The organism is Nocardiopsis oceani, assembly GCF_054777395.1.
Window position 1 is genome coordinate 1 of record NZ_BAAHAR010000059.1, and the last position, 22,521, is coordinate 22,521.

Annotated in this window: 20 protein-coding genes; 10 read left to right on the forward strand and 10 right to left on the reverse strand. The window is 69.8% G+C overall.

Annotation, left to right across the window (positions count from 1 at the left end; genetic code table 11):
• The 7 genes from ACYVDG_RS28675 to ACYVDG_RS28705 all read left to right on the forward strand — a co-directional run.
• Window positions 1-252 (forward strand): hypothetical protein (locus ACYVDG_RS28675; protein WP_460761128.1); only part of this gene is annotated, 252 nt, incomplete at its 5' end.
• An 802-nt stretch (window positions 253-1,054) separates the two neighbouring features.
• A complete protein-coding gene (locus tag ACYVDG_RS28680) occupies window positions 1,055-1,717 on the forward strand; it encodes a DUF6230 family protein (protein WP_460761132.1) in 663 nt (220 codons plus the stop codon).
• Window positions 1,708-2,187: a DUF6114 domain-containing protein gene (locus ACYVDG_RS28685; RefSeq protein ID WP_460761137.1), complete on the forward strand. Its 480-nt coding sequence runs from the start codon at window positions 1,708-1,710 to the stop codon at window positions 2,185-2,187. The genes ACYVDG_RS28680 and ACYVDG_RS28685 overlap by 10 nt, the downstream gene beginning before the upstream one ends.
• Window positions 2,188-2,379: 192 nt before the next feature.
• A complete protein-coding gene (locus ACYVDG_RS28690; RefSeq protein ID WP_460761142.1) occupies window positions 2,380-3,051 on the forward strand; it encodes a hypothetical protein in 672 nt (223 codons plus the stop codon).
• 228 nt (window positions 3,052-3,279) lie between these two features.
• Window positions 3,280-4,929, forward strand: coding sequence for an AMP-binding protein (locus ACYVDG_RS28695; RefSeq protein ID WP_460761146.1), 1,650 nt, complete (start codon window positions 3,280-3,282; stop codon window positions 4,927-4,929).
• 184 nt (window positions 4,930-5,113) lie between these two features.
• Window positions 5,114-5,599, forward strand: a complete 486-nt coding sequence (locus ACYVDG_RS28700) for a MarR family winged helix-turn-helix transcriptional regulator (protein ID WP_460761150.1) — start codon at window positions 5,114-5,116, stop codon at window positions 5,597-5,599.
• A gap of 109 nt (window positions 5,600-5,708) precedes the next feature.
• A complete protein-coding gene (locus tag ACYVDG_RS28705) occupies window positions 5,709-5,942 on the forward strand; it encodes a hypothetical protein (RefSeq protein WP_460761157.1) in 234 nt (77 codons plus the stop codon).
• A gap of 53 nt (window positions 5,943-5,995) precedes the next feature.
• Here the strand turns inward: ACYVDG_RS28705 and ACYVDG_RS28710 are convergent, their stop codons facing one another.
• Window positions 5,996-6,985: an extracellular catalytic domain type 1 short-chain-length polyhydroxyalkanoate depolymerase gene (locus ACYVDG_RS28710; protein ID WP_460761164.1), complete on the reverse strand. Its 990-nt coding sequence runs from the start codon at window positions 6,983-6,985 to the stop codon at window positions 5,996-5,998.
• A gap of 232 nt (window positions 6,986-7,217) precedes the next feature.
• Between ACYVDG_RS28710 and ACYVDG_RS28715 the strand changes: the two genes are divergently transcribed.
• Window positions 7,218-8,048 carry a 3-hydroxybutyrate dehydrogenase gene (locus ACYVDG_RS28715; RefSeq protein ID WP_460761169.1) on the forward strand — a complete coding sequence of 277 codons (831 nt, stop codon included), beginning with the start codon at window positions 7,218-7,220 and terminating at the stop codon, window positions 8,046-8,048.
• Window positions 8,033-10,030, forward strand: coding sequence for a helix-turn-helix domain-containing protein (locus ACYVDG_RS28720; protein ID WP_460761172.1), 1,998 nt, complete (start codon window positions 8,033-8,035; stop codon window positions 10,028-10,030). The genes ACYVDG_RS28715 and ACYVDG_RS28720 overlap by 16 nt, the downstream gene beginning before the upstream one ends.
• On the opposite strand, the gene ACYVDG_RS28725 is transcribed toward ACYVDG_RS28720, so the two are convergent.
• From ACYVDG_RS28725 to ACYVDG_RS28755, 7 genes are all read right to left on the reverse strand, one after another.
• Window positions 9,956-10,858 carry an alpha/beta fold hydrolase gene (locus tag ACYVDG_RS28725; RefSeq protein ID WP_460761176.1) on the reverse strand — a complete coding sequence of 301 codons (903 nt, stop codon included), beginning with the start codon at window positions 10,856-10,858 and terminating at the stop codon, window positions 9,956-9,958. The two genes, ACYVDG_RS28720 and ACYVDG_RS28725, sit on opposite strands and share 75 nt — an antisense overlap.
• A complete protein-coding gene (locus ACYVDG_RS28730) occupies window positions 10,855-12,048 on the reverse strand; it encodes a branched-chain amino acid ABC transporter permease (protein ID WP_460761181.1) in 1,194 nt (397 codons plus the stop codon). Before ACYVDG_RS28730 ends, ACYVDG_RS28725 begins: the two co-directional genes overlap by 4 nt.
• Window positions 12,048-12,947: a branched-chain amino acid ABC transporter permease gene (locus tag ACYVDG_RS28735; protein ID WP_460761185.1), complete on the reverse strand. Its 900-nt coding sequence runs from the start codon at window positions 12,945-12,947 to the stop codon at window positions 12,048-12,050. The genes ACYVDG_RS28730 and ACYVDG_RS28735 overlap by 1 nt, the downstream gene beginning before the upstream one ends.
• The gene (locus tag ACYVDG_RS28740; RefSeq protein WP_460761188.1) at window positions 12,944-13,783 is read right to left on the reverse strand and encodes an ABC transporter ATP-binding protein; all 840 of its coding nucleotides are present in this window, start codon (window positions 13,781-13,783) and stop codon (window positions 12,944-12,946) included. Before ACYVDG_RS28740 ends, ACYVDG_RS28735 begins: the two co-directional genes overlap by 4 nt.
• Window positions 13,780-14,616, reverse strand: coding sequence for an ABC transporter ATP-binding protein (locus tag ACYVDG_RS28745; RefSeq protein ID WP_460761191.1), 837 nt, complete (start codon window positions 14,614-14,616; stop codon window positions 13,780-13,782). The genes ACYVDG_RS28740 and ACYVDG_RS28745 overlap by 4 nt, the downstream gene beginning before the upstream one ends.
• A gap of 2 nt (window positions 14,617-14,618) precedes the next feature.
• Entirely contained in the window at window positions 14,619-15,791 is a 1,173-nt protein-coding gene (locus ACYVDG_RS28750; RefSeq protein WP_460761196.1) for a substrate-binding domain-containing protein, read from the reverse strand.
• Between the two features lie 94 nt (window positions 15,792-15,885).
• Entirely contained in the window at window positions 15,886-17,592 is a 1,707-nt protein-coding gene (locus ACYVDG_RS28755; RefSeq protein ID WP_460761199.1) for a DUF2207 domain-containing protein, read from the reverse strand.
• A 270-nt stretch (window positions 17,593-17,862) separates the two neighbouring features.
• Here ACYVDG_RS28755 and ACYVDG_RS28760 point away from each other — a divergent pair, with 270 nt between their 5' ends.
• Window positions 17,863-18,714, forward strand: coding sequence for an SDR family oxidoreductase (locus ACYVDG_RS28760; protein WP_460761204.1), 852 nt, complete (start codon window positions 17,863-17,865; stop codon window positions 18,712-18,714).
• A gap of 55 nt (window positions 18,715-18,769) precedes the next feature.
• Here the strand turns inward: ACYVDG_RS28760 and ACYVDG_RS28765 are convergent, their stop codons facing one another.
• A complete protein-coding gene (locus ACYVDG_RS28765; protein ID WP_460761211.1) occupies window positions 18,770-20,557 on the reverse strand; it encodes a PASTA domain-containing protein in 1,788 nt (595 codons plus the stop codon).
• Window positions 20,558-20,650: 93 nt separating this feature from the next.
• On the reverse strand, window positions 20,651-22,354 hold the full coding sequence (locus ACYVDG_RS28770) for a DUF2207 domain-containing protein (RefSeq protein ID WP_460761216.1): 1,704 nt from the start codon (window positions 22,352-22,354) through the stop codon (window positions 20,651-20,653).
• Between the last annotated feature and the right edge of the window lie 167 nt (window positions 22,355-22,521).

The window sequence follows — 22,521 nt, forward strand, 5'->3', positions numbered from 1 at the left end:
AATCACTCTTCCCGTACAAGCGCCCGGACTCTCGCCCTGGCTGCTCTTCCGTGGAAGGCGTCTGCGTTTCCGCTTGTTGTGTTCTTTACTTTATCAGGTGTTCCGCACCCCGCCAAATCGGCGGTTTCGGTGTTGAACCTGATCGAGCTAAAGAAACTCGTTCTGCTTCTTTCGCCCTGCGTTTCCGCCCGGCGTCTGAAGCAACTCTCCGAGCTTACATGCTCCGGGCAGTGCCCGAACCATCTCGGCTGAGTGGAGAGAGTGTGTCTGTGATCGCGGCCCGGCTCCGAGTCGACCCTTGCGGGTTGCTCACCGTTCCGCGGCGACCTGGGAAACATTACCCCCGGCGGGCACCCCAAGCAAACCGGAACGCCTGTGTCGCCGGTCACCCAGCCGCCTGCGGCCGATCGGGTCCACTCGGCCCTGCGGGGGCAACCGGCGCGCCGGTCCCCTACTCCCGTCGACTGCCCCCTCTCGTCGGCCTCGCGCGCGGGAGCGCGCGTCCCTTTTCCCGCTCTCCCACCTACCGCTATTGCCCGCGCCAGCCACCCGAGACAGTCGACCGCTGGATCATCCTCTGACCCGCCCCTGGAACCTCTGCGCCGTCGGGGCCCATCGGCCCCCTCCGCCCCACGCACCCCCGACACTCATTCAACTGAGGAAAGGAGAGCCCGGAATTCATCACCCCGATGACAAAGGTGGACTCCCGGCAGGCTGCACCGCGGAACCATCCGTGACCGACTCGAAACTGATCCGTTGACAACGAATAGCCGCGCCACTCGTCATCACCCCGAACAACAGGCATCCCTCTTCTATTGTCCCACGTCAGCGGGATTACGACATCACTCAAGATCATTTCGACGCATAGCGGAGAAAGGACGGAAAGTTCCGCAGGAAGTCTTGAAATTCCAAGCCATCAGATACATGATGTTCAGCGTTACTGGAACGGATTCTGGTCTGTCCCGCACACGGGACGGAATCAGTCCAGGCCGCGTGCCGGATGTTCGGGGGGACGGCAGGCGCAGCGCGGTCATGCACCCATGGAAGGACATGCATGGTCACCACATCCCCCGACGCGCCCGACACCTCCGCTGACGCCTCGGACACTCCGGAGAGCCATACCAGCTGGAAGCGCTTGGCCCTCTTCTCCATCCCCGCTGGTGCGGCCATCGGCGGCATTCTCGTAGCGATGGCCAGCGGTGCGCTCGCAGCCTCGTTCAGTATCTCCGGTCAGCAGTTCAAGATCTCGGCCGACGAGATGACCGGTGAGGGCTTCGCCCAGTTCGGCTGGATCAACGCGACCGTCCGCGACGAACCGGTCCCGGTCGCGACCGCCGGCATCAACGAGGCCGAGATCGTCAGCCTCTGCCAGTCGGTGCTGACCACCGAGTTCCCGCTGGTCGGTCCGGTCTCTCTCATGCTGACCGCCGGAGACGCAGGAACCCCTGTCCGGGCTTCTGACCTGGTCATCGACATGGAGCAGATGGACGGCAACGCCGAGTTCACCAATATGGAGATCGGCCGGGACGCCTCGACCCTGGACAAGGGGCCTGACGACTTCGGCGAGGGCCGCGGCCACACCGACCTGTTCGGCATGCAGTCCGACACCATTCACGTCGAAGACCTGGAGCAGACCGCCCGTGCCGCATCCGCGGGTACGTTCAACCTCCATAATCTGAGCCTCGATGTCGCCCTCGGAGAAGACGAGTGCTTCTAAGGCGAACCCGCAGGGTGTGGAACGGCTGGACCCGGTGGCGCAAGCGCCGTCCCTTCCTGGGCGGCCTGCTGATGATCCTCGCCGGTATCGAAATGGTCCTGATTACTCAGATACCGGTCGAGCTGATGATCTACCTCGGTGTCGGAGCCGTCTCCACCCTGTTGTTCAGCGGCATGCTGATCGTCCTCGGCCTGGTCACCTGGTTCACCCCGAGCCAGCACGTGATCACCGGCAGCTTCGCCGGCTTCATCGCCCTGGGCGCACTGATCCTGTCCAACCTCGGCGGACTCGTCATCGGGACACTCCTGGCCCTGGCCGGGGGCGGCCTCGCCTTCGCATGGCGACCCGTCGCGCGCCCGCCCCGCAAACGCCGCGGCCGACGCCGACGGGAGCAGCCGCGGGAGCTCGAGGACGGCCAGGAACGGGACGACGCCGCACCGCTGCCGCCCACCGCTCGGCCCGAGGCCTGACCCCCGCACACGTGTGACCTCCGGGCCGAGCCACTGATCGGCCGGGAGCGCACGGGTTCGACTGCTCCGTCCCGTGCGCTCCCGGTTGTCCCCAGGCAAGTCACGTCTACCTACGTCGGCGCGAACACGAACCCAGTCGTGCCGGACGTGCCTGCTCGCATGCCGTCCGGCCGTCACACACAAGGAGTACTCATGTCGGTTCCGCAACCGAGATCCCGCAACCGCTCCTGCCTCGCCGTCGCCGCAGCCGGGACCCTCGTCCTGGCTTGGGGCGGCCCCGCGCTCGCCGCTCAGGAGGGGCCGACCACCGTCGAGCCCGCGGGTGCCGCCTTCGAGGCTGTGCTCTCCGGTGACGCCGTCTTCACCGCCGGGGACGTCACGATCACCTGCACGACCTCGGTGACGTCCCCCGGCAGCGACAACAACCTGGTTCCCGACGAGCCTGACAACCACAACCCGGACGGCCCGGTCGGCGGGCCCATCAACGCCCCGAACTTCACGGACTGCACGACCGATGTCGCCCTGGTCGACGCAACCGTCACCGTCAGCGACGACGTGTGGGACATGACGATGCAGGGCGGATCCCCTGCCGTCGGCACCATGGTCGTCCCCGCCGCGGGCATCGTGGTGGAGACGTCCGGACTGGCAAGCTGCACCGCGACGGTCAGCCCCGACGCGGACGAGGAGATCGACGGGACCTGGACCAACGGGGACCCGGCATCGACGCTCGACTTCGACACCACGGCGCCGGTCGACGTGGAGGGCGGTGTCGGCTGCCCCGACACCGACGAGGCGGGCTTCACCGCCACCTACGAGGTGACCAACGCCGACGACCCGGGCGCCCCGATCACGGTGAGCGACTGAGGCCGGTGACCTGAGTCCGGGGCCGGGCCGCGCACGTGTCGAGCCGGTCCGGCCCGCCCCCTAGTTGCGTCCCCGGGTGACAACTACGCGCGGGTAGTCACTCACCCGGTGACGGAGAAACTCCCAAGCCCTGTCGCCTACGGTCGCAGTACTCCGGCGAGTCATGAGGCGAAGGCTCTCCGGAAGGCGCGGACCGCTTCGCCCGTCCCTGCCCCCATCGGAGACTCCATGGCGTCCCAAGCCAGCAGCCCGCCCGCCCCGTCGAAACTGCGACACACGCTCAAGGTCGTGAGGGTACTCGTGAAGGCCGGTGTCCTGTCACCTGGCCGTCCGGACAAAATCGCCCGCCAACTGCGTGCGCTCAAGACATGGGGTGCGACCATCGCGGGCGGCTACGCCGCCGCCGGTGAGCGCGTTCCGCACCGGGTCTCGGTGATCGACGACGCCGGGGCCACGACCTTCGGAGAGATGAACCTGCGCGGCCGTCGGCTCGCCCGCGAACTCCACCGCATGGGTGTGCGGGAAGGTGCCCGGGTGGGCATCCTGTGCCGCAACCACAGCGGGCTGGTGCAGTCCGCCGTGGCCTGCAGCCGCCTGGGCGCCGACGCTGTGCTGTTGAACACCGGCCTGGCCGTCGGCCCGCTCGCGGACGTGGTGCGCCGGAACGAGGTGTCGCTGCTGATCGCGGACTCCGAGTTCGAGGAGCTGTACAAGGAACTCCCCCCGGACATCCCGCGGGTCACGTCGTGGGGCGAGACCAGCATCCCCGGACCCCGTATCCCGACCGAGGCGACGGAGTCGGCGGAGACGGATCCGGCCCCGCCGGAGAAGCCGGGGCGGCTGATCGTCCTGACCTCGGGGACCACTGGTACCCCCAAGGGCGCTCGCCGCCCCACGCCGAAGGGGCCGCAGGACGCGGCTTCGGTCCTGTCCCGGATTCCGCTGAGTTCGAAGGACCGGATCCTGGTGTCGGCGCCGGTCTTCCACACGTGGGGGCTGGCCGGGGTCCAGCTGGGTATGTCGATGCGGGCGACACTGGTGATGCGTCGCGTTTTCGAACCGGAGGACGTGCTGCGAACGATCCAGGAGCAGCGGTGCACGGCACTGTTCGTGGTGCCGGTGATGCTGCGGCGGATCATGGACCTGCCGAAGTCGACGCGGGAGAAGTACGACACCTCGTCGCTGAGGATCGTGGCGTGCAGCGGCTCGGCGATGAGCCCCCAGCTGATCAGCGACTTCATGGACACGTTCGGGGACGTCATCTACAACCTGTACGGGTCGACCGAGGTGTCGTGGGCGACCATCGCGACGCCGGAGGATCTGCGGCTGGCCCCGACAACCGCGGGACGGCCTCCGTTGGGGACCCGGATCTCGGTGCTCGACGAGAAGGGCGCGGAGGTCCCGCAGGGGAGCAAGGGTGCCATCTTCGTCGGCAACGAGATGCTGTTCGACGGCTACACGAACGGCAAGAGCAAACGGGTCGCGGGCGACCTGATGGAGACCGGTGACCGGGGTTACGTGGACGGTCACGGGTTGCTGCACGTGGCGGGGCGGGACGACGACATGATCGTTTCGGGCGGTGAGAACGCCTTTCCGCGTCCGGTGGAGGAGGCCATCGTGACGATGCCCGCGGTGCGAGAGGTCGTCGTGACGGGGGTTCCGGACGAGGAGTTCGGGCAGCGGTTCGCGGCCTACGTGGTGCCTTACGAGGGTTCCCTCATCGACCCGAACGAAGTGCGCATGCACGTGCGCGAGATGCTGGGCCGGTTCTCGGTGCCGCGGGACGTGGTGGTGCTGGAGGAGCTGCCCCGCAATGCCACCGGGAAGGTGGTCAAGCGGCGGCTGCCGGACAGCGCCCCGAAGCAGCAAAAGGAGTAGCGGAGCTGGACGGGGGAGCAGCGGCGCCGGCGCGGTGCGGTCCGAGGCGGCGCCGTTGCGCGTATCCGACGGTCACACCCTGAGTTCGGGTTTCAAGACCCCCGGCCGGGATGCCCTGTTCCACTCGTGCGCAAGGTAATTGCGGGCTTTGACATCGGGTGCGCGGTTACTACGATGTTGTGCGATGCACGACCGCGCCCCAGCCCCCGCAGACGACTTCGAGCTCCCGCCAGTCGACGAGCAGATGTGCTTCGCGCTGTACGCGGCCTCGCGTGCTGTCACGAACCTCTACCGTCCGCTGCTGGATCCGCTCGGTCTGACCTACCCGCAGTATCTCGTGATGATGCTCTTGTGGGAACGCGGCGGGTGCTCGGTCAAGGAGGCCGGCGCGGTACTGCAACTCGACTACGGCACACTCACTCCCCTGCTCAAGCGCCTCGAGGCCAACGGCCTTCTGCGCCGGGACCGGGACCCCCAGGACGAGCGCTCGGTGCGGGTCACTCCCACCGAAGAGGGTGCAGCGCTGCGGGCACGCGCCCGCGGCATCCCCGAGGCCATCGGCAGGGTCATCGACCTGCCCGATGACGAGTTCGAATCGACCAGGCTCGCCCTGCGCCGCCTGACCGCCCACGTCCTCGCGGGTGAGGCCCGGGTGAACGAGGAGAACTGATGCCGGAGCGCACCTGTCTCCTGGAGCCGGAGGAGGGGAAACCGTGCGGGCGGGCCGCTTTTCCCGCCCGCACAGGCTTTTCCGGTGCTTTTCGGTTTACCGTGGTTACATGTCGATCTGGGCGTCAGACCATCGCACCGGCCACGTTCGTGAGGCCCTAACCCTGCTCTTGTCGCAGGGGGTGATCGACGACTTTCGGATCCGCCCGGAGGACGAGTTCCCGTTCAGAGTGCAGTTCCCCACCGGGATCGTCCCCATGACCGAGCACCAGGCCGCGCACTTCGCCTTGGGGGCCACGGTCGCCCACTTCGGTGACCTGGCCCGGGACAAGGAGTGCTTCTAGGGTCCGAGGACGCCCCGGTGGCATGGGCTAGGGCACGAGCGGGGGTACCGACCTCAGCCGATCCCCCAGAACTCAGCGGTGTGGCCGGTGGAGCAGACCGTGTCGAGGAAATACGCGCCCGCGGTCCCGCAGCCGGAGGCCGGGTCGACGGGGGTCCCGTGCCCCATGCCCTCGACCGAGAAGTGGGCGACCTCGGCGTCCAGCCCGCTGCCCCCGTAGTACTCGGCAGTGGTGGGCCCGGGTAGCTCCTCCGTACTGTCCGGTGTGGTGGGCAGACCCCAGACGTCGACCCACTGGCTCACGCCGGCGTCACCGTTGGCGGGGGCGACGGTGAAGTCGGCGGTTCCGTGCCAGACCGCCACCCGCGGCAGTTCGGCACCGTCGGGGAGCTTGTCCCGGACCTCGTCGCCCCACTGCTCAGGTGTCCGGTCCTTGCCGGGGTTCATACAGGCGAAGGCGTCGACCATGCCGTCGGCGCAGCCCACCGGGATGCCCGCGACGACGCTGCCCCCGGCGAAGAGGTCGGGATAGGCGGCGAGGAGTTCCCCGGCCATGGCACCGCCGGCGGACAGACCCGAGACGTACACGCTGTCGGCGTCCAGCCCGTGTTCGGTGACGGCGTGCTCCACCATCGACGCCACCGACTGGGCCTCACCCGATCCCCGGGCGACGTCGGCCGGCTCGAACCAGTTGAAGCACTGGCTGGCGTTGTTGGCGCTGTTCTGCTCCGCGTAGACGAGGCCGAGCCCGGACCCGTCCGCCTGCTCGGCCCATCCGGAGTGCTGATGGTAGTCGGCGGCGTCCTGGCCGCAGCCGTGGAGGAGCACGACCAGCGGTGCTCCGTCGGGGAGGCCGTCGGGGACGTACTCGTACATGGCGAGGTTGCCGGGGTCGTCGCCGAACGAGGGCACCGGGGCGAGCTCGGCGGCTGAGGCCCGCTCCGGTGCGGCCGCCAGGACCGCGGCGACCATGAGGAGTACGGAGGCCAGGGCGGGTAGGGATGATCGTGCTTGTGTGACGTGGTTCGGTGCGGGGGAGTGCATGGTGCGGCTCCGGGGGGTCGAGCGGTGAGCGGGGGTTCGGCCGGACCGGTACCGGAAGCCTAGGTTCAGGGTGATCTGCGCACTATGTGCATGAGACCCCGATCACATACCCTTGGCCCGTGGGAACTCCACAGCCGCACTTCCGCTCATGGGCGATCACCACATGCACTGTCCTGGTTGTGTGTCCACGTGCCCTATCCCGCGGTCGCCGGACCCGGCCTAGGTTGCTGCCATGACGACGCATGAGTTCCTGTCGGACGCGGATCGGCAGGCCCCCCGCACCAGCCCCGGCGCCGACACCGCACCCCACGCCGCCCACGCCGCCCTGAGTGGACGGACCGCACTGGTGACCGGCGCCGCCGGAGGCATCGGCCGCGCGTGCGCGCTACGCCTGTCCGAGGCCGGCGCCACCGTCCGCCTGGCCGACATCGACCGCGGGACACTCACCGAACTCGCCGACCGGGGAATCGGCGAGGCGGTCGAGCTGGACCTGACCGACCTGGACGCGGCCGAAGAGGCGGCCCGGGGCGCGGACATCGTGGTCAACAACGCGGGGGTGCAGACGGTGGCCGCCGTCGAGGACTTCCCTCCGGAGCGCTTCTCCCTCATCCTTCGACTCATGGTCGAGTCACCGTTCCGCGTGGTACGCGGGGCCCTGCCCCACATGTACGAGCACGGCTGGGGCCGGATCGTCAACATCTCCTCCGTGCACGGGCTACGTGCCTCCGCCTACAAGTCGGCGTACGTGACGGCCAAGCACGGACTGGAGGGCTTCTCGAAGGTGGTCGCCCTGGAGGGTGCCGCACACGGAGTCACGTCCAACTGTGTGAACCCGGGCTACGTGCGGACCGCCCTCGTGGAGAAACAGATCGCGGACCAGGCCGAGGCGCACGGCATTCCCGAGGAGCGGGTGGTGTCGGAGGTGCTGTTGGCCCGCAGCCCGGTGAAACGGCTGATCGAACCCTCCGAGGTGGCCGAGATGGTCGCCTACCTGTGCCGTGACGACGCGTCGTTCGTCAACGGCGCATCGCTGCCCATCGACGGAGCTTGGAGTTCGAGCTGAACAGCACCCCGGATCCCCACGGCGGGGACGGCGCCGCGAGCGCCGGACCACAGGCCTTCTTCTTGGAACTACTGCTGCGCGACGCACCGGCCGTCGAGTACGAGCGGCCGGTGCTGCGCGCCCGTGCAGACGGCTCCGACGCGGAGACGGTCGCCTCGCTGGAAAGCGCCAAACTGGCCGCGCTGCGGGTGCGTTCGGTGTTGCAGGACCGCCAGCGGCGCGAGTCCGAGTTGAGCGCACTGTTCGAGACCGCCAACGACCTGGCGGGGATGCGCAGCCTGGACCAGGTTCTCGAAGCGATCGTGGAACGGGCGCGGCACCTGCTGGGAACCGACGTCGCCTACCTGACGCTGAGCGACGGCGAGGCGGGGGACACCTACATGCGAGTGACCTCGGGGTCCGTCTCCGCGACGTTCCAACGCCTGCGGCTGGCACCGGGCAAGGGTCTGGGCGGCCTGGTGGCGAGCACGTCGCTGCCGTACGTGACCGCCAACTACTTCACGGACCCGAGGTTCGAGCACGCGGACAACATCGACCACGCCGTCCGGGAGGAGGGCCTGGTCGCGATCCTCGGCGTGCCGCTGAAGATGAACGGGCGCGGTGTGGGGGTGCTGTTCGCCGCGAACCGCCGGGAGCGCCCCTTCGCCCACTCGGAGGTGGCGCTACTGTCGTCGCTGGCCACGCACGCGGCGATCGCGATCGACAACGCGAACCTCATCGACGACACCCGGCGGGCCCTGGACGAGCTGCACACCGTCAACGAACGCCTGCAGCGGCACACCGCATCGGTGGAACGGTCTGCGGACGCGCACGACCGGTTCACCGACCTGGTGCTGGGCGGAGGCGGCGTGCACGAGGTGGCGGGCGCGATCGCGGAGGTGCTGGGCGGTTCGGTGTGCATCCACGACCGCACCTCGGACGTGTCCGTGACCGCCTCGCCCGAGGGTGACCTGGGGGAGTCCTCACCGGGTGGTGACCCGCTGGACGCGGGCGACCCCGGACTCTCCGGGGCGGTGCGCTCCTCGCTGGCCAGCGGACGGGCCGTCGCGGTGGGCGGTGCTTGGGTGGCCGTGGCCGCGGCGGGCACCGAGCCGCTGGGAACGCTCGTGCTGCGCGGGGTGGAGCTGGACAGTACCGATCAGAGGGTACTCGAGCGAGCGGCGATGGTGACCGCCCTGCGACTACTCATCCGCCGTTCGGTGAGCGAGACCGAACACCGGATCCGCGGCGACCTGCTCAACGAGCTGTTGGAGGTGCCCGCGCGCGACCCGGTGTCCCTGCGGCAGCGGGCCGCGCTCCTGCACGCCGACCTGGACGCCCCGCACGTGCTGGTGGTGGCCGAGGCACCCGGGGGAGACCCGCAGCGGTTGCGGTCAGCGGCGACCTTCGTGGCCGGGACCACCGGCGGGCTGGCCGCGAACCGGGGCGGGCGGCTGGTGCTGGCGCTGCCCGGTTCGGCCCCGTCCGAAGTGGGCCGCAGGGTGACGGCTGAGCTGTCCACCGCCGCCAACGGACCGGTGACGGCCGGGCTGGCCGGGCCCACCGAGGGCCTGGACACGTTCCGGGGCGCGTTCACCGAGGCGACCCGGTGCCTACAGACGTTGCGAGCGCTCGGCCGGGGCGGTGACGCGGCCACCGCCGAGGACCTGGGGTTCTCCGGGCTCCTGTTGAGCCACGACCGGGACGTGCCCGGCTTCGTCTCCGCCGCTCTCGGACCGCTGCTGGAGTACGACGCCAAGCGCGGCACTCTGCTGGTGGAGACGCTGCGCGCCTACTTCGCGGCCGGGGGAAACCTGTCCCGAGCCAAGGACGACCTGCACATCCACGTGAACACCGTGGCGCAGCGCCTGGAGCGGATCGGGCAGCTGATCGGGGCGGACTGGCAGCACCCCGACCGCGCCCTGGAACTACAGCTCGCCCTCCACCTGCACGGTCTCCTCGACAAGGGCGTGGACCTGCTCGGCGACCAGAGCGGCGGTTGAGGAGAACAGCGGAGTGTAGTGGTTGTCCTCGGGGAGTTCGAGGGTCTCGATGTTCTCAGGGAGCCCCGCGAGCCGTTCGGCCGTGTACAGGCCGGGGCCCTCGTCCATGAGGCCGCGCGCGGCCCACAGCAGGCGCGCGGGGCACGGCAGCCGGTGGATCGCGCCCAAGGCCTCCTCGTCGGCGAGCACCTGTGCGCCGTCGACCCGGACCGCCGCCTCGTGGCAGGCCGAACGCATCCGCGGCTCAGCGCCGACCAGGTCCCGCAGTACGTAGTCGTCCACCCAGGTGTTCCACCGGCCCCTGAAGGCGGGGTGGTCCCGCCAGAAGGCGCGGTAGGCGTCAGGGCCAGCGAAGGTCATCCGCAGCCGGGCCATGGCCGGGCCGAGGACCGCATCGATGTCGGTGTCCGGAGGGACGGGGAGCCCGTGGCCGCCGTCCACCAGGAGGAGCCCGGCCACACGGTCGGGGTGGCGTACGGCGAGGAGGTTGGCGACGAAAGCGCCCATCGAGTGTCCTATGACGACCGTCCGCCGTACTCCGCGGCTGTCGAGTACGGCGACGAGGTCGTCGACGTGGGCGGCCAGCCCGTACGGGCCGGGCAGGTCGGCGCTCCTCCCCCGGCCGCGCAGGTCAGGGGCGATGAGGGGAGGGCCGCCGCGTGCGGAGAGCTCCTGCGCCGCCCGGGCGAAGGAGAGCCCGTTGGCAGTGATGCCGTGGACGGCCAGGACCGGGAGGCCGGGGCCGGAGCCCCAGGCCGTCACCGCCAGGTCGCCCCCGGCGACGGGGACGCGGTGGTCGTCCCCGCTGGCTCGGGAGGGTTCGGTCATGTCGCGTCGTCCTTCCTTTCCGCAGGGGCCGGCCCTCCCTCAGGACCGGGGCCGCCTTGGCGGGAGGGTCTCTTTCTCCGGGCCGTCCTGTCCCGCAGCACCGCCCTGATCCGACCGGGCAGCGCCACGAGGCCGCCGGGGAAGAAGAACACCATCAGTACGAAGAGCGTGCCCAGGATGAAGAGGGGTTGGGACAGCGGGGCCGCGATCCAGGCGGGGAGGGCGTCGAAGGCCCCGTCCACCTGGAGGAGGCGGTGCTCGGCGTAGGTGTACAGGGCCGCCCCGAGGAACGGCCCCCACCGGGTGCCCGCGCCGCCCAGCGCCACCATCACCAGGAGGGTGAGGGTGAATTCGGCCGTGGTGATGACGGGGGTGACCCCGCCGTTCACCAAGAGGTAGGCGACCCCGCCGAGGGAAGCCAGTCCGCCGCCGACGGTGAAGGCCGCCAGCTTGTAGGGATAGGGGTTGATGCCCAGCACGGCAACGCGCTGCTCGTTTGCGCGGATGCCCTGCCAGACCCGGCCCACCGGCGAAGCGGCCAGCCACCACACCACGGCGAGGACGACCACGAGGTAGGCGACCGCGACCCAGTAGAGGTTGACGGTGTTGACCACACCGACGAAGGCGTCCGGGACGGCCTCGGTGTTGAGCGATCGGCCCTCCTCGCCGCCGGTCCAGCGGCCGGGATCACGGGAGATGAGGATGGAACCGGCTTCGGCGAAGGCGAGCGTGACCATGGCCAGCGCGATCCCGTTGACCCGCAGCGAAACCGCCCCGAGCAGCAGGGCGAGAAGGGTCCCGGTGACCACGGCGATGACCGCCGACCACAGCAGGGGCAGCGACAGCACGGACATCATGAGGGCAGCCACGTAGGCGCCGCAGGCGAAGTAGAGGGCGTGCCCGAAGGAAAGCAGGCCGACCCGCCCGTAGAGGAGGTCGTAGCTGGTGGCCAGACCGCCGAACACCAGGCACAGCGCGAGCAGGTGCAGGGTCGAGGGGCTGTTCAGGGCACCCTCGAACACCCCGGGGATGTAGAGGGTGGAGAAGGGCAGGGTAAGCAGCACTGCGAGGACGGCGCCTGGCACAACCCACCAGGGGAGCGGGCGGCGTTCCCGCACGTTCCGCTGTACCGGGGGATTCGGCCCGGCGGGCTCGGCGGCCTTGCTGGGGGCCACGTCTGTGTCGGTCATCATGCCACCCTCTCCGCGGACTTCTTCGCGGTCAGACCGCCCTGTTTGGTGAGCAGGACCACGGCCAGGACGGCGACCACGGCGATGTCGCCCAGCCCGGCGACCGTGTAGTAGTTGGCGAACTGCTGGATGAGGCCGACCGTCAGCGACGCGATCGCGCATCCGGTGAGCGAGGTCGTCCCGCCGATCACGACCACGATGAACGCGAAGATGAGCAGCGACATCCCCTGGGTGGGCGTGACCACTCCGAAGTAGAGGCCGCCCAGGGCTCCGGCCAGGGCGGCGGCCGCCCCGCCGATCGCGAACACGAGGGTGAACGACTTGCGCACGTCGATACCGAGGGCGGTGACCATCGCGCGGTCCTGCACGCCGGCGCGGACGATGAGCCCGTAGCGGGTGCGGGAGTTGAAGAGCCACAGTGCGACGAACACGGCGACCGCGGCCAGGATCAGCAGGTACCGGTCCGTGGGGACGTTGACCCCGAAGAACGAGAGGGTGCCCGAGACCATCTCCGGTCGGGGGAAGGTGAGCGGGTCCGCGCCCCAGATCGCTTGGATGAGCGCGGGGACGGCCAGGCTCAGGCCAACCGTGGCGAGGATCTGCTCGCGGTGCTTGCCGTACAGCGGGCGGATCACGCACAGCTCGACCAGGACGGCGGCGAGGGTCCCGGCGGCGACACCGAACACCACCGCGAGGAGGAACCCGGTTCCGTCCGGTCCCGCGCCCGGGAGGTGGTTCGCGGCCCACCAGGTGCCGTACGCGCCGATCGCCAGGAAGGCGCCGTGTGCGAAGTTGAGGACGTCCATCAGACCGAAGATCAGGGACAGGCCCGAGGCGATGAGGAAGTACAGGGCGCCCAGCCCGAGCCCGGTGATGATGAGGAGAACGACGGTACTCACGAGGTGTCCACCTGCCTGTCATCGGCTTCGGCTCCGGTCGCGGGGCTGACCGTGGCGCCCGTCGCGGGGTTGGCCGTGCCGTCGACCGTCGAGCCGGCCGCTGGTTCGGTGTCGGTTTCCTCCGCGACCGTCCTGGCCACACCGAGGAGTTCGCGGACGCGGTCGGCGTCGTCGAGGAACACCCCGGCCGGACCGGTGTGGGTGACGCGGCCCGCGTCGACCACCACGGCTTGGTCGGCCACACGGCGTACGAGTGCCAGGTTCTGCTCGACGAGCAGGACCGGTACGCGTTCGGCAGCGGTGGCGACCGCGTCGGCGACCTCGCGGACGATCCGGGGGGCCAGGCCCTTGGTGGGCTCGTCCACGATCAGGAGCCGGTTGTCGTTGAGCAGGGCCCGACCGATGGCGAGCATCTGCTGTTGGCCCCCGGAGAGCGTCCCCGCGGTCTGGTTGGCCCGGGACCGCAGTTCGGGGAAGAGGTCGTGCACGAGGTCGTAGCGGGGCCTGCCGGGACGGCGTTCGGCGATCTTCAGGTTCTCGGCGACGGTGAGGGCGGCGAAGACACCGCGCTCCTCGGGGACGTACCCGATGCCCCTGGTGACGATGGTGTGCGTGGGGTGCGCGGTGATGTCCACTCCGTCGAACTCGACCCGCCCGCTGCGCGGCACGAGGCCGAGCAGCGCCTTGACGGTGGTGGTCTTGCCGACCCCGTTGCGGCCCATCACCGCGGTCACGCCCCGGTCGGGCATCGCGAAGGACACCCCTTGGAGGATGTGCGAGCCCTCGATCCACACGTTGAGGTCGGCCGCTGACAGGAGCGGCTTCCCGGCGCTCACGCGCCGTCCCCGAGGTAGGCGGCCTGGACCTGGGGGTCGGCCATCGCCGAGTCCGGGTCGGTGAAGGCCAGGAGTGCGCCGTGGTGCATCACAGCCAGGCGGTCGGCCATGTCGAGGAGCACCTCCATGTGGTGTTCGACCATGAGGACCGTGCAACCCTGTTCGCGGTGCACGTCCTGGATGACGGTGGTGAGTTCGCCGATCTCTCCGGCGCTGACCCCGGCCATGGGTTCGTCCAAGAGGATGAGCCGGGGACCGCGGGCGAGGAGGAGGGCGAGTTCGAGCTTGCGCTTGTCGCCGTGGGAGAGGTCCCCCGCGAGGACGTCCACCCGGTGGGAGAGGCGCACCAGCTCCATGACACGGGTCGCCTCGGCGCCGCCTCCGGGGGTGGCCAGCCGCCAGAAGCGGCGGGACTCCCCCGTGCGGGCCTGGACGGCCAGTCCGACATTGGCGCCCACGGTGAGGTCGCCGAAGACGCTGGAGGTCTGGAAGGTCCGGCCCATGCCCAGTTGGGCCCGGCGGTAGGGCGGGTAGCGGGTGACGTCGGTCCCGCCGAGGGAGACGGTCCCGGCGGTGGGTTTGGTGAGGCCGGAGACCAGGTTGAAGAGGGATGTCTTGCCCGCGCCGTTGGGGCCGATGAGCGCGACGAACTCCCCCTCCGCGACGGCCATGTCGATGTCGTCGACGATGACGGCGCCGCCCACCGACCAGCTGAGGTGTTCGAGGGCGAGGACCGCCTGGGGCGGGCCCGAGGCCGGGAATTCGGAGGCAGGGGATTCCGAGGCCGGGGATTCCGGGGCAGGGCCCGCCGACGCGGTGGTTTCGGTGTCCATGGCTACTCCGCGACCGAGGGCTCGACGTCCGCTGCCGGGATCTCCGCGACGAGTTCCGGATGGGCGTCGTCGCCCTCACCGACCAGCTCGACCTGGTACATGGGCTGGATGAGGGCGTGGTCCTCCGGCCGGACGTGCAGTTCGCCCTTGACGCCGTCGAAGGTCCAGCCGGAGAGCGCGTCGATCCGGTCCTGGGTCTCGTCGCCCTCGCTGGCCGCGTGCACGACCATCTGGGCCGCGGTGAATCCGTCGGGGGTGAAGAGGTCGACCTCTCCCCCGTCGGTCTCGACCGTCTCCCGCATGATCTCGGCCGTCTCGGTATCGGCGGCCCCGTCGAAGTAGTGGGAGAGGAAGGAGATGCGGTCGCCCGCGGCACCGAAGACGGAGTACGAGGGCTTGATGTCCAGCCCGGTGACGACCTCGGTGGAGTCGAGAGTGCCCTGTTGGTCCAGGGCCTGCCACATGGCGGAGGCGGTCTCACCGGCCCAGGCCACGAAGACGAGGTCGGGGTCGGCCTGGTTGACCTGCTCGGCGAAAGGGGTGAGGTCGGTGGTCTCCGGCGGGGCGAGGACCTCGTCCACGTTGGCACCCGCGTCTCCCAGGACCGATGTGACCGCGTCGACGTTGTCCTGGCCGAAGGCGTTCTGCTGGGCGAAGACGACCACGTCGGAGCCGTCGGGGTCGTCCATGAACGTACTCGCGGTGAGGATGTCCTGGTAGGTCTGGCGGCCGGACCGGAAGGTGTGGTCGTTGATACCGGTGACAGCGTCGGTGGCGGCGGCCCCGGAGATGAAGAGGATGTCGTTCTGCTCCGCGAGCGGGGCGACCTGGACGGCGATCCCGGAGGCGGTGGACCCCGCGATGATGTCGTGGCCCTCACCGACGAGTTCGCGGGTGGCGGAGACCGCGTTCGTGGGCTCTCCCGCGTCGTCCATGTAGCTGACCTCGACGGGGCGCCCGCCGACCTCCATGGACCCGCCGGTGGCGTGGTCGAGTCCGGCCTCGAAACCCTGCCGGTACTGCTCTCCGTACGTGGCCAGCGGTCCGCTCGCGGAGTAGACGATGCCGACCTTGATGGATTCGCCGTCCCCTTCGGCGGCTTCCTCCGGGCTTCCGCATGCGGTCAGGGCGAGCACGGCCGCGAGCGTTCCCGCGGCCAGGGGGGTCTTGTGCATATTTCCTCCAGTCGGCACCCGCCTCTAGTGCGACGCAACCGCCCGTGCTGGGGGATGGGGTGCCAACCCGAAGGTAAATCTGGAGTGACCCGTTTCACATGTAGCCGGGACATACATTCGCCCCGGAACCGGTGTCTGCACCGGCTACCCGTACAGCGCGCACGGACCAACGGGATGCCGGCCTAGCGGCGGCCCCCGCGACCGCCGCTCGAACGGCCCCCGCCCCACGGCCACCGCCGCCTCCGCGTCCGCCGCCACTGCGACCACCGCCCCGCCTGGAGCCACGGCGGTCGTACCGGTAGCCCCGGTCATCCCCGTCCCGGTTCGCGTGCTCCTCCTTGAAGTCCATGAGGCCGGACGCGAGGCCGAGGACCTCGTTGGGCACACCGAGCGCGGCGCTCCATGCGGGCTGGTCGGCAACCGACAGGGGGCCGCCCCGGGCGGTGTCGCGGTGCATCCGCTTGAGCCGGTCGTACAGGTGCTGACCGCGGGCGGTCCGGATGCTCACGCCGAAGTTCCACAGGTGGCTGGCCCCGTACACGGCGGCCGCCACGAGAACGAGGTAGAACCCGGAGAACGGCAGGATGGAGGAGTCCACCGCGACCCCCACCAGGGGGACGCAGAGGAACGGGAGCAGGAGCAGCAGCCTGCGCGGGCCCAACCAGGGGTTGGTGAGGCCGAACCGGCGGAGCTCGTATTCGAGCCCCAGGGAGATCCTGGTCTGGCGGCGGGGGCTGAGCCGGGAGCGCAGACCGGTGAGCCTGGCGTTGCCCCGCTTGGTGAAACCCCGGGAGACAAGTGAGCGCTCGGCCAGGTTGAGCTTGCGGCTCTGCTTGCTCACTTGCAGGGAGAACAGCCAGTTGTCCGGGTTCTCCTTGTCGGGTCGGGCCTTGACCAGCCCCCGCTCCTCCAGGTCGATGAGCATGGCGAGGACCAGGAGGGGCTTCAGCCTCCGGTTGCCGAACAGGTAACCGGCGCCCCCCGGGGTCAGCCCTTCGGGCACCTTGTCGCCGAACTTGCTCCGCCACTTGCGGTCGCGCCGGATCCGGATGACGAAGAGCAGGGCGGCCAGGACCAGGACCGTGGCGGCGATCGCCAGGGAGGGAACGGATGGCGCCCACCCGTGGCGCAGGGTCGGCTGGGGCTCGTTGACGGTGACCGAGTCGTTCGGCATCGCCACGAGCAGGCTCAGTGCCATGTTCCTGGACAGCCGCTCGTGCTGGACGCTGACGGTGGTGTCGGTGTGTTCCACCTCCTCGCACCCGCCGACGCTGGTTCCCAGCTGGCACGAGGCCTCGTCGATGGCTGGTGCTTCGACCTCGATGGACACTTCCTCGATGGGTACGCCCCAGCCTTCCACGAAGCCCCAGCCGAGGTCCGTGGTGAAGGACCGCTCCTCCAGCGCTCCGTCGACCGTGTAGGAGATGACGTAGGTGTGTTCCCCGGTCACCTCCTCGGAGGAGTCCCCGATCAGGATCAGGAACTCGTCCTCGACGCGTTCGGCGCGTTCGATGGTGGTGTCGGCTCCGGTGGGGCTGTCCGCTGCCACATCGGTGACCGACATGGCCGTGTCCCGGATCGGGCCGCTGTCGAGGAGCACCGGCAGCGCCCGGAACAGACCGGGGCTCGGTTCGGGGCCGAAGTCGTAGGTGACCGTCTCCTGGACGTCCATGGTGCCGTCCGGATGGATCTGGGCCTCGACGGCCATCTCGGGGATCAGCCCGGGTTCGACCCCATCGGAGTCCGGGGCGCCCGAGCAGGCGGTCGCGGCGAACACGACGGCGAGCAGTGCAGCACCCACGGATGCGCGACGACTCGGGCAGGGGGACTGAGGTGCGGGATTCTGGGGGAACACGCAGAGAACCTTACTGACCTGACACGGGATCAGTGTCGACATGTCCATATGTGGTCAGCGCTCAGCGCAACAAGCAGTCACTACGTGAGCGGCCGACGATGCGAACAGTTTCCGGGGGTTGACCTCAACATTAGTTGAGGAAGTTGGCTGTGTCCCAGGCACCGCGAAGGAGCCACGCCGGGGACGGACCTCGGCACCGTTCAGAGAGGACAGACGATGACACAGCCGATTCTGGTCACCGGAGCCACGGGCAACACCGGACGCCACGTGGTGGCGCGACTACTCGACGAGGGCCACTCCGTCCGAGCGCTCACCAGGGATCCGGCGCGGGCCGGGCTCCCCGAAGGTGTGGACGTGATTCCGGGTGACACCACCCGACCGGAGGACGTGGCCGCGGCCGCTCGGGGGGCGGCTGCCGTGTACCTCGTGTGGCCCGGCACCGATGACGCAGCGGAGGGAGCGGCCGCCGTCACCCAGGCACTCGGCGAGCACGTCGACCGCGTGGTCTACCTGTCCGCGACCAGCGCCGCCGAAGAGGAAGGCGGGGTCTGGGGCAGCGTGGAGCGGGCGGTGCGGGGGTCGGTCCGCGAATGGACCTTCCTCCGGGTGACGGGGCTGGCCGTGAACGCGCTGGCCTGGGCCGACCAGGTACACCGGGGTGTGGTCCGTGCGCCGTTCGGCGGCGCGACGCGCTCGCTGGTGCACGAGCGGGACGTGGCCGAAGTGGCGGTTCGGGCGCTGGTGGACGACGGGCACGCGGGCCGGACCTACGTAGTCACCGGCCCCGAGGTGATCAGCCAGGTCGACCAGGTACACGTCTTGGGCGAGGAGACCGGTCAGGCCGCTGTCTGGGAGGAACAGCCGTTGGACGAGGCCCGCGCGGAGCTGGCCGCGCAGGTCGGCGAGGACTTCGCCGACCAGATCATCGAGCACTGGTCCAGCGGCCCGGACGTCCCCGAACCCGTCTCCGAGGACGTGCCCCGCGTACTCGGACGACCGGCGCTGACCTTCCGGGAGTGGGCCCGCGACCACCTCGCGGACTTCGTCCCGGAGCACCAGGCACACTAGGCCCTGTTTTTCGGATCATTCCGCACTCGCTGCCACAACGGAGCAAGCCCGGCGGTCAGCAGGGCCCTCGGTCGGACCAGGCGCCCCACTCCTCGCCAGCGTCCGGGGGAAGGCCCTGGATCCACCAGCGGGCCTCGTACTCGCGGCCCTCGTAGTGGACGACGTCGCCGTCGTCGTAGACCTTCCGCGGGCTCCAGGCGTCCCCGGAGCAGTCGTCGCCCGGATCCTCCCGGCCTTCGTCGCCCTCTTCGCTGTCGTCGTCATCGTCGTCCTCCGGCTCCTCCTCTTCTTCCTCGGGGCCGGTGGAGACGGTGAGCGTGACCGCGCCGTCCTCGGGCACGATGGCACCGGGTTCGGGGTCCTGGCCGCTGACCGCTCCCTCCGCAACGGTGTCGCTGGGAGCCTCCGCAACGGAATAGGAGAGGTCCAGGCCCTCCAGTGCCTCGGCAGCCTCGGCCTGACCCATACCGATGAGGTCGGGCACGATGACGCCCTCGCTGACCAGGATGGTCACCGGCTCCTCGCGGTCTCCCTTTTCGCCCACCTCGGGTTCTGAGGACAGCACCGTGCCCGGCTCCTCGTCGGCGGAGTGCTCCTGCTCCACATCGACGTCGGTGAAGCCGGCCTCGCGGAGGGTTTCGAGTGCCTCGTTCTCGGTACCACCCACCACGTCAGGGATCTCGACGTGCTGGGCACCGACCGAGACCGACAGCAGGACCTCCTCTCCGCCCTCCAACTCGGTTCCAGCCGCGGGGTCGGTTTCGGCGATCTCGCCGGGTTCGATCTCGTCGCTGTAGGCGTCCTCGTAGGTGTAGGTGAGCTCGAGGTCGAGGGCGGCCAGTTCGGCCTCGGCCGTCTGCGGGGAGAACCCGGCGAGGTCGGGGAGTTCCTCGGACTCGTCGGAGACCAGGGCCCACCCGGCCGCGAAGAGGGTCAGCACCAGTACCCCGGCCAGCACCAGGATCGGCGTACGCCGCCGCCACAGCGGGGTGCCGCCCTCGCCGGCCCCGTCCGGGGCAGGGCCGTGGGAGGGGGATCCGGCCGCGGCCGCCGCACCGACCACGGGGATCGGCTGGGTTTCGCCGCGTTCGTCCGAGGGCTGGGGCAACGATCTCAGGACCTGTTCCACCAGGTTGAGGTACTGGCCGGCGTCCCGCGGACGGTACCGGGGGTTCGGCTCGGTGGCGTTGGCGACCAGCATGTCCAGGTCCGGCGGCAGGCCCGGGACCACGGCCGACGGACGCAGGGACGCCCCCTCCTCGATGTCGAGGGTGCCCGTCATCAGCGAGTACAGGAGTGTCCCCACCGCGTGCACGTCGGTGCGCGGGGTCAGTTCATCGATGTCGAACAGCTGCAGACCGGTGACGGTCACCCCGCCGTCATCGTCCAGGACCACGTCATCCGGGGTCAGGGCACCGTGGACCACCCCTTCGTCATGGGTCTCCCGCAGCGCGGCGAGCACATCGGCGATAATCGAGAGCGCCATGTGCGGGCTGTAGCGAAGGCCCTGGTCACCGCCGCCAAGCACGTCGGCGAGGGTCTCCCCCGGCGTGTCCTCGGTGACCACGTACACGTGGTCACCGTCCCGTCCGTCGCCCAGGACGCGGACCAGGTTGGGCGCGGAGATCCCCGCCAAGGCTTGGACCCGCCCGAGGAAGGCGTGGGCGGTGGTTTGGTCGGCCGCCATACGCGGGTCGAGCAGAGTCACGGTGACGGGCTGGCCCGTGACGTTGTCTCGTCCGGTGTACACGGAAACCGAACCGTCGCCGCCGATACGCGCGCCGACGACCACTCGCCCGTGCAGCGTGATACCGGAGTGGGGGTCGGGACTGGGGGACTCCATGTTTCGGATTGTACGGCGCCAAAACCCTACACAGCGTCTGTTATCAGGCCAGATGCGGACAGTTGCCGCACCGGCGGTCCCTCCCCGGCGGGGTCAGCGGCTGCCCCCTCCGCCGCCGCCACCGCCGCCACCGGCCGAACCGCCGCCGAAACCGCCGCCGGAGGAGAACCCGCCCGCCCCTCCCCCGCCCGAGGACTGCGGGTACATGCCGCGGCCGGCCACCCGGCGCCAGCGGTCCATGTACATGCGGTCGTAGTAGTAGGGGCGCGGGCCGTACGTGTGCTGCTGGTGGGCGTGGGCCAACCGGTCCAGCTCCTCACTGGGCATGCCGACGGCCAGCTCCCAGGAGGGCGACCCGATCACCGACGCCGGCCCGCCGGTCGAGGAGTCCGCACGGGCCTGCTTGAGGAGGCCGCGCACCCGGCGCCCGTCGGCGTTGTACGGGCCGAAGCCCAGGAGGGTGACCGAAGCGAGGGCGTACCCGAACAGCAGGAGCGCGATGTAGCCGGCACCCGGGACGGGCATGGCGTCCCCGGTGAAGAGGAGGGCCAGCCCGGCCCCCAGGCACACCACCGGTGGAAGTACCCGCCCCAACAGGTAGGTGGCCGGCTTGGGGCACAGGCCGAGAGCCCGCTTCTCCTCGTACAGGCACCGGTTGAGGGACTGGGTGAGCGAGGGGCGCAGGAACATGGCCATGTTCTGCAGATCGGTGCTGGGAGCGCCGGCGAACAGGTCCCGCAGCAGCACGTGCTCGGCGGGGCTCAGGGCAGGGTCCCGGGGGTTCACCCGCAGGTGGAAGATCCAGTCACCGGGGGTACCCGGGTGCGGCTGGGAGGTGACCAGTCCGCGCTCCTCCAGTTGGACCAGCATGATCATGAGGTCCTTGGGGGTGAGCATCCCGGTCGAACGGTGCATCGTGTGCGCGGCCGCCGGGCTCAGCCCGGGCGGGATCCGGTCGAAGCGGTTCCGGGCCGCGGCGCCGGAACGGACTCGGAAGGCCGCCATTGCGACCACGGCGAGGACGAGTACGAGGGCGAGGACGAAGACGTGCGGTCCCGGGATCCAGGAGCTTCGGGTCTCGTGCAGTGAGGCAGAGGTGTCCACCTCGCCCTTGGGCATGGACACGGCGACGGTGAGGATCTCCGAGGAGCCGAGGTGGGGTTCGCTGGCTTCGACGGCGCTCCCGTCGGAACCGGTGCTGTCGCAGGCAGTGGTCGAGCCCTCCCGGCCCCGATAACAGGAGATGTCGATGACCTCCGGGGCGGTGACCGACACCGAGACGTTCTCCTTGGGAACATCCCAGCCGGGTCCGACGAAGTCCCAGTAGAACTCGTCGTGGTCGTCGAGCGCCAGAAGCGCGCCTTCGAGGGTGTAGGAGAGTGCGTAGGTCTGCTCCCCCGTGACGTGGGTGCCGGGCTCGTCCTCCAAGCCGACCTGGATGACGTAGTCGCGGCCCTCCACTCCCGCGCTGTCGAGCCGGGTCTCGGCGCCGGTCGGGCTGGTGACGTCCAGGTCCCGGATCTCGACGACCCGTTCGGTGAAGAGACTGCGCTCGAGGACGACCGGGATGTCCCGATAGATGCCGGGGCTGGAGTTGGTGTCGAAGTCGTAGGTGATCTCCTCGACCACGTCCACGGTCCCGTCCGGGTGGACCACTGCACTGGTGTGGTACTCGGTGATCTTCTCGTTGTGGTGTGGGGACGGGCTCTCGGTATCACTCGCTGCCTGGACCCCCGACTCACCGGCGAGGGACGGCGGTGCCAACACCGCCACCAGTGCGAACGTCGAGACGACCACGCCCGTGAACCTTCCCCCAAGGTTTCTCTGGCGCATAGCGCGAACCCTAAGAGGTACTGGCCGGTTAGGGTGTGCGCCCGGGTGTCCGGGTGCGGCCAGTTTCCGTGCCCCGCGTGCGGCATCATGGTGGCGCACGTAACGGGACCACGGTTCCGAGCACGTGTACG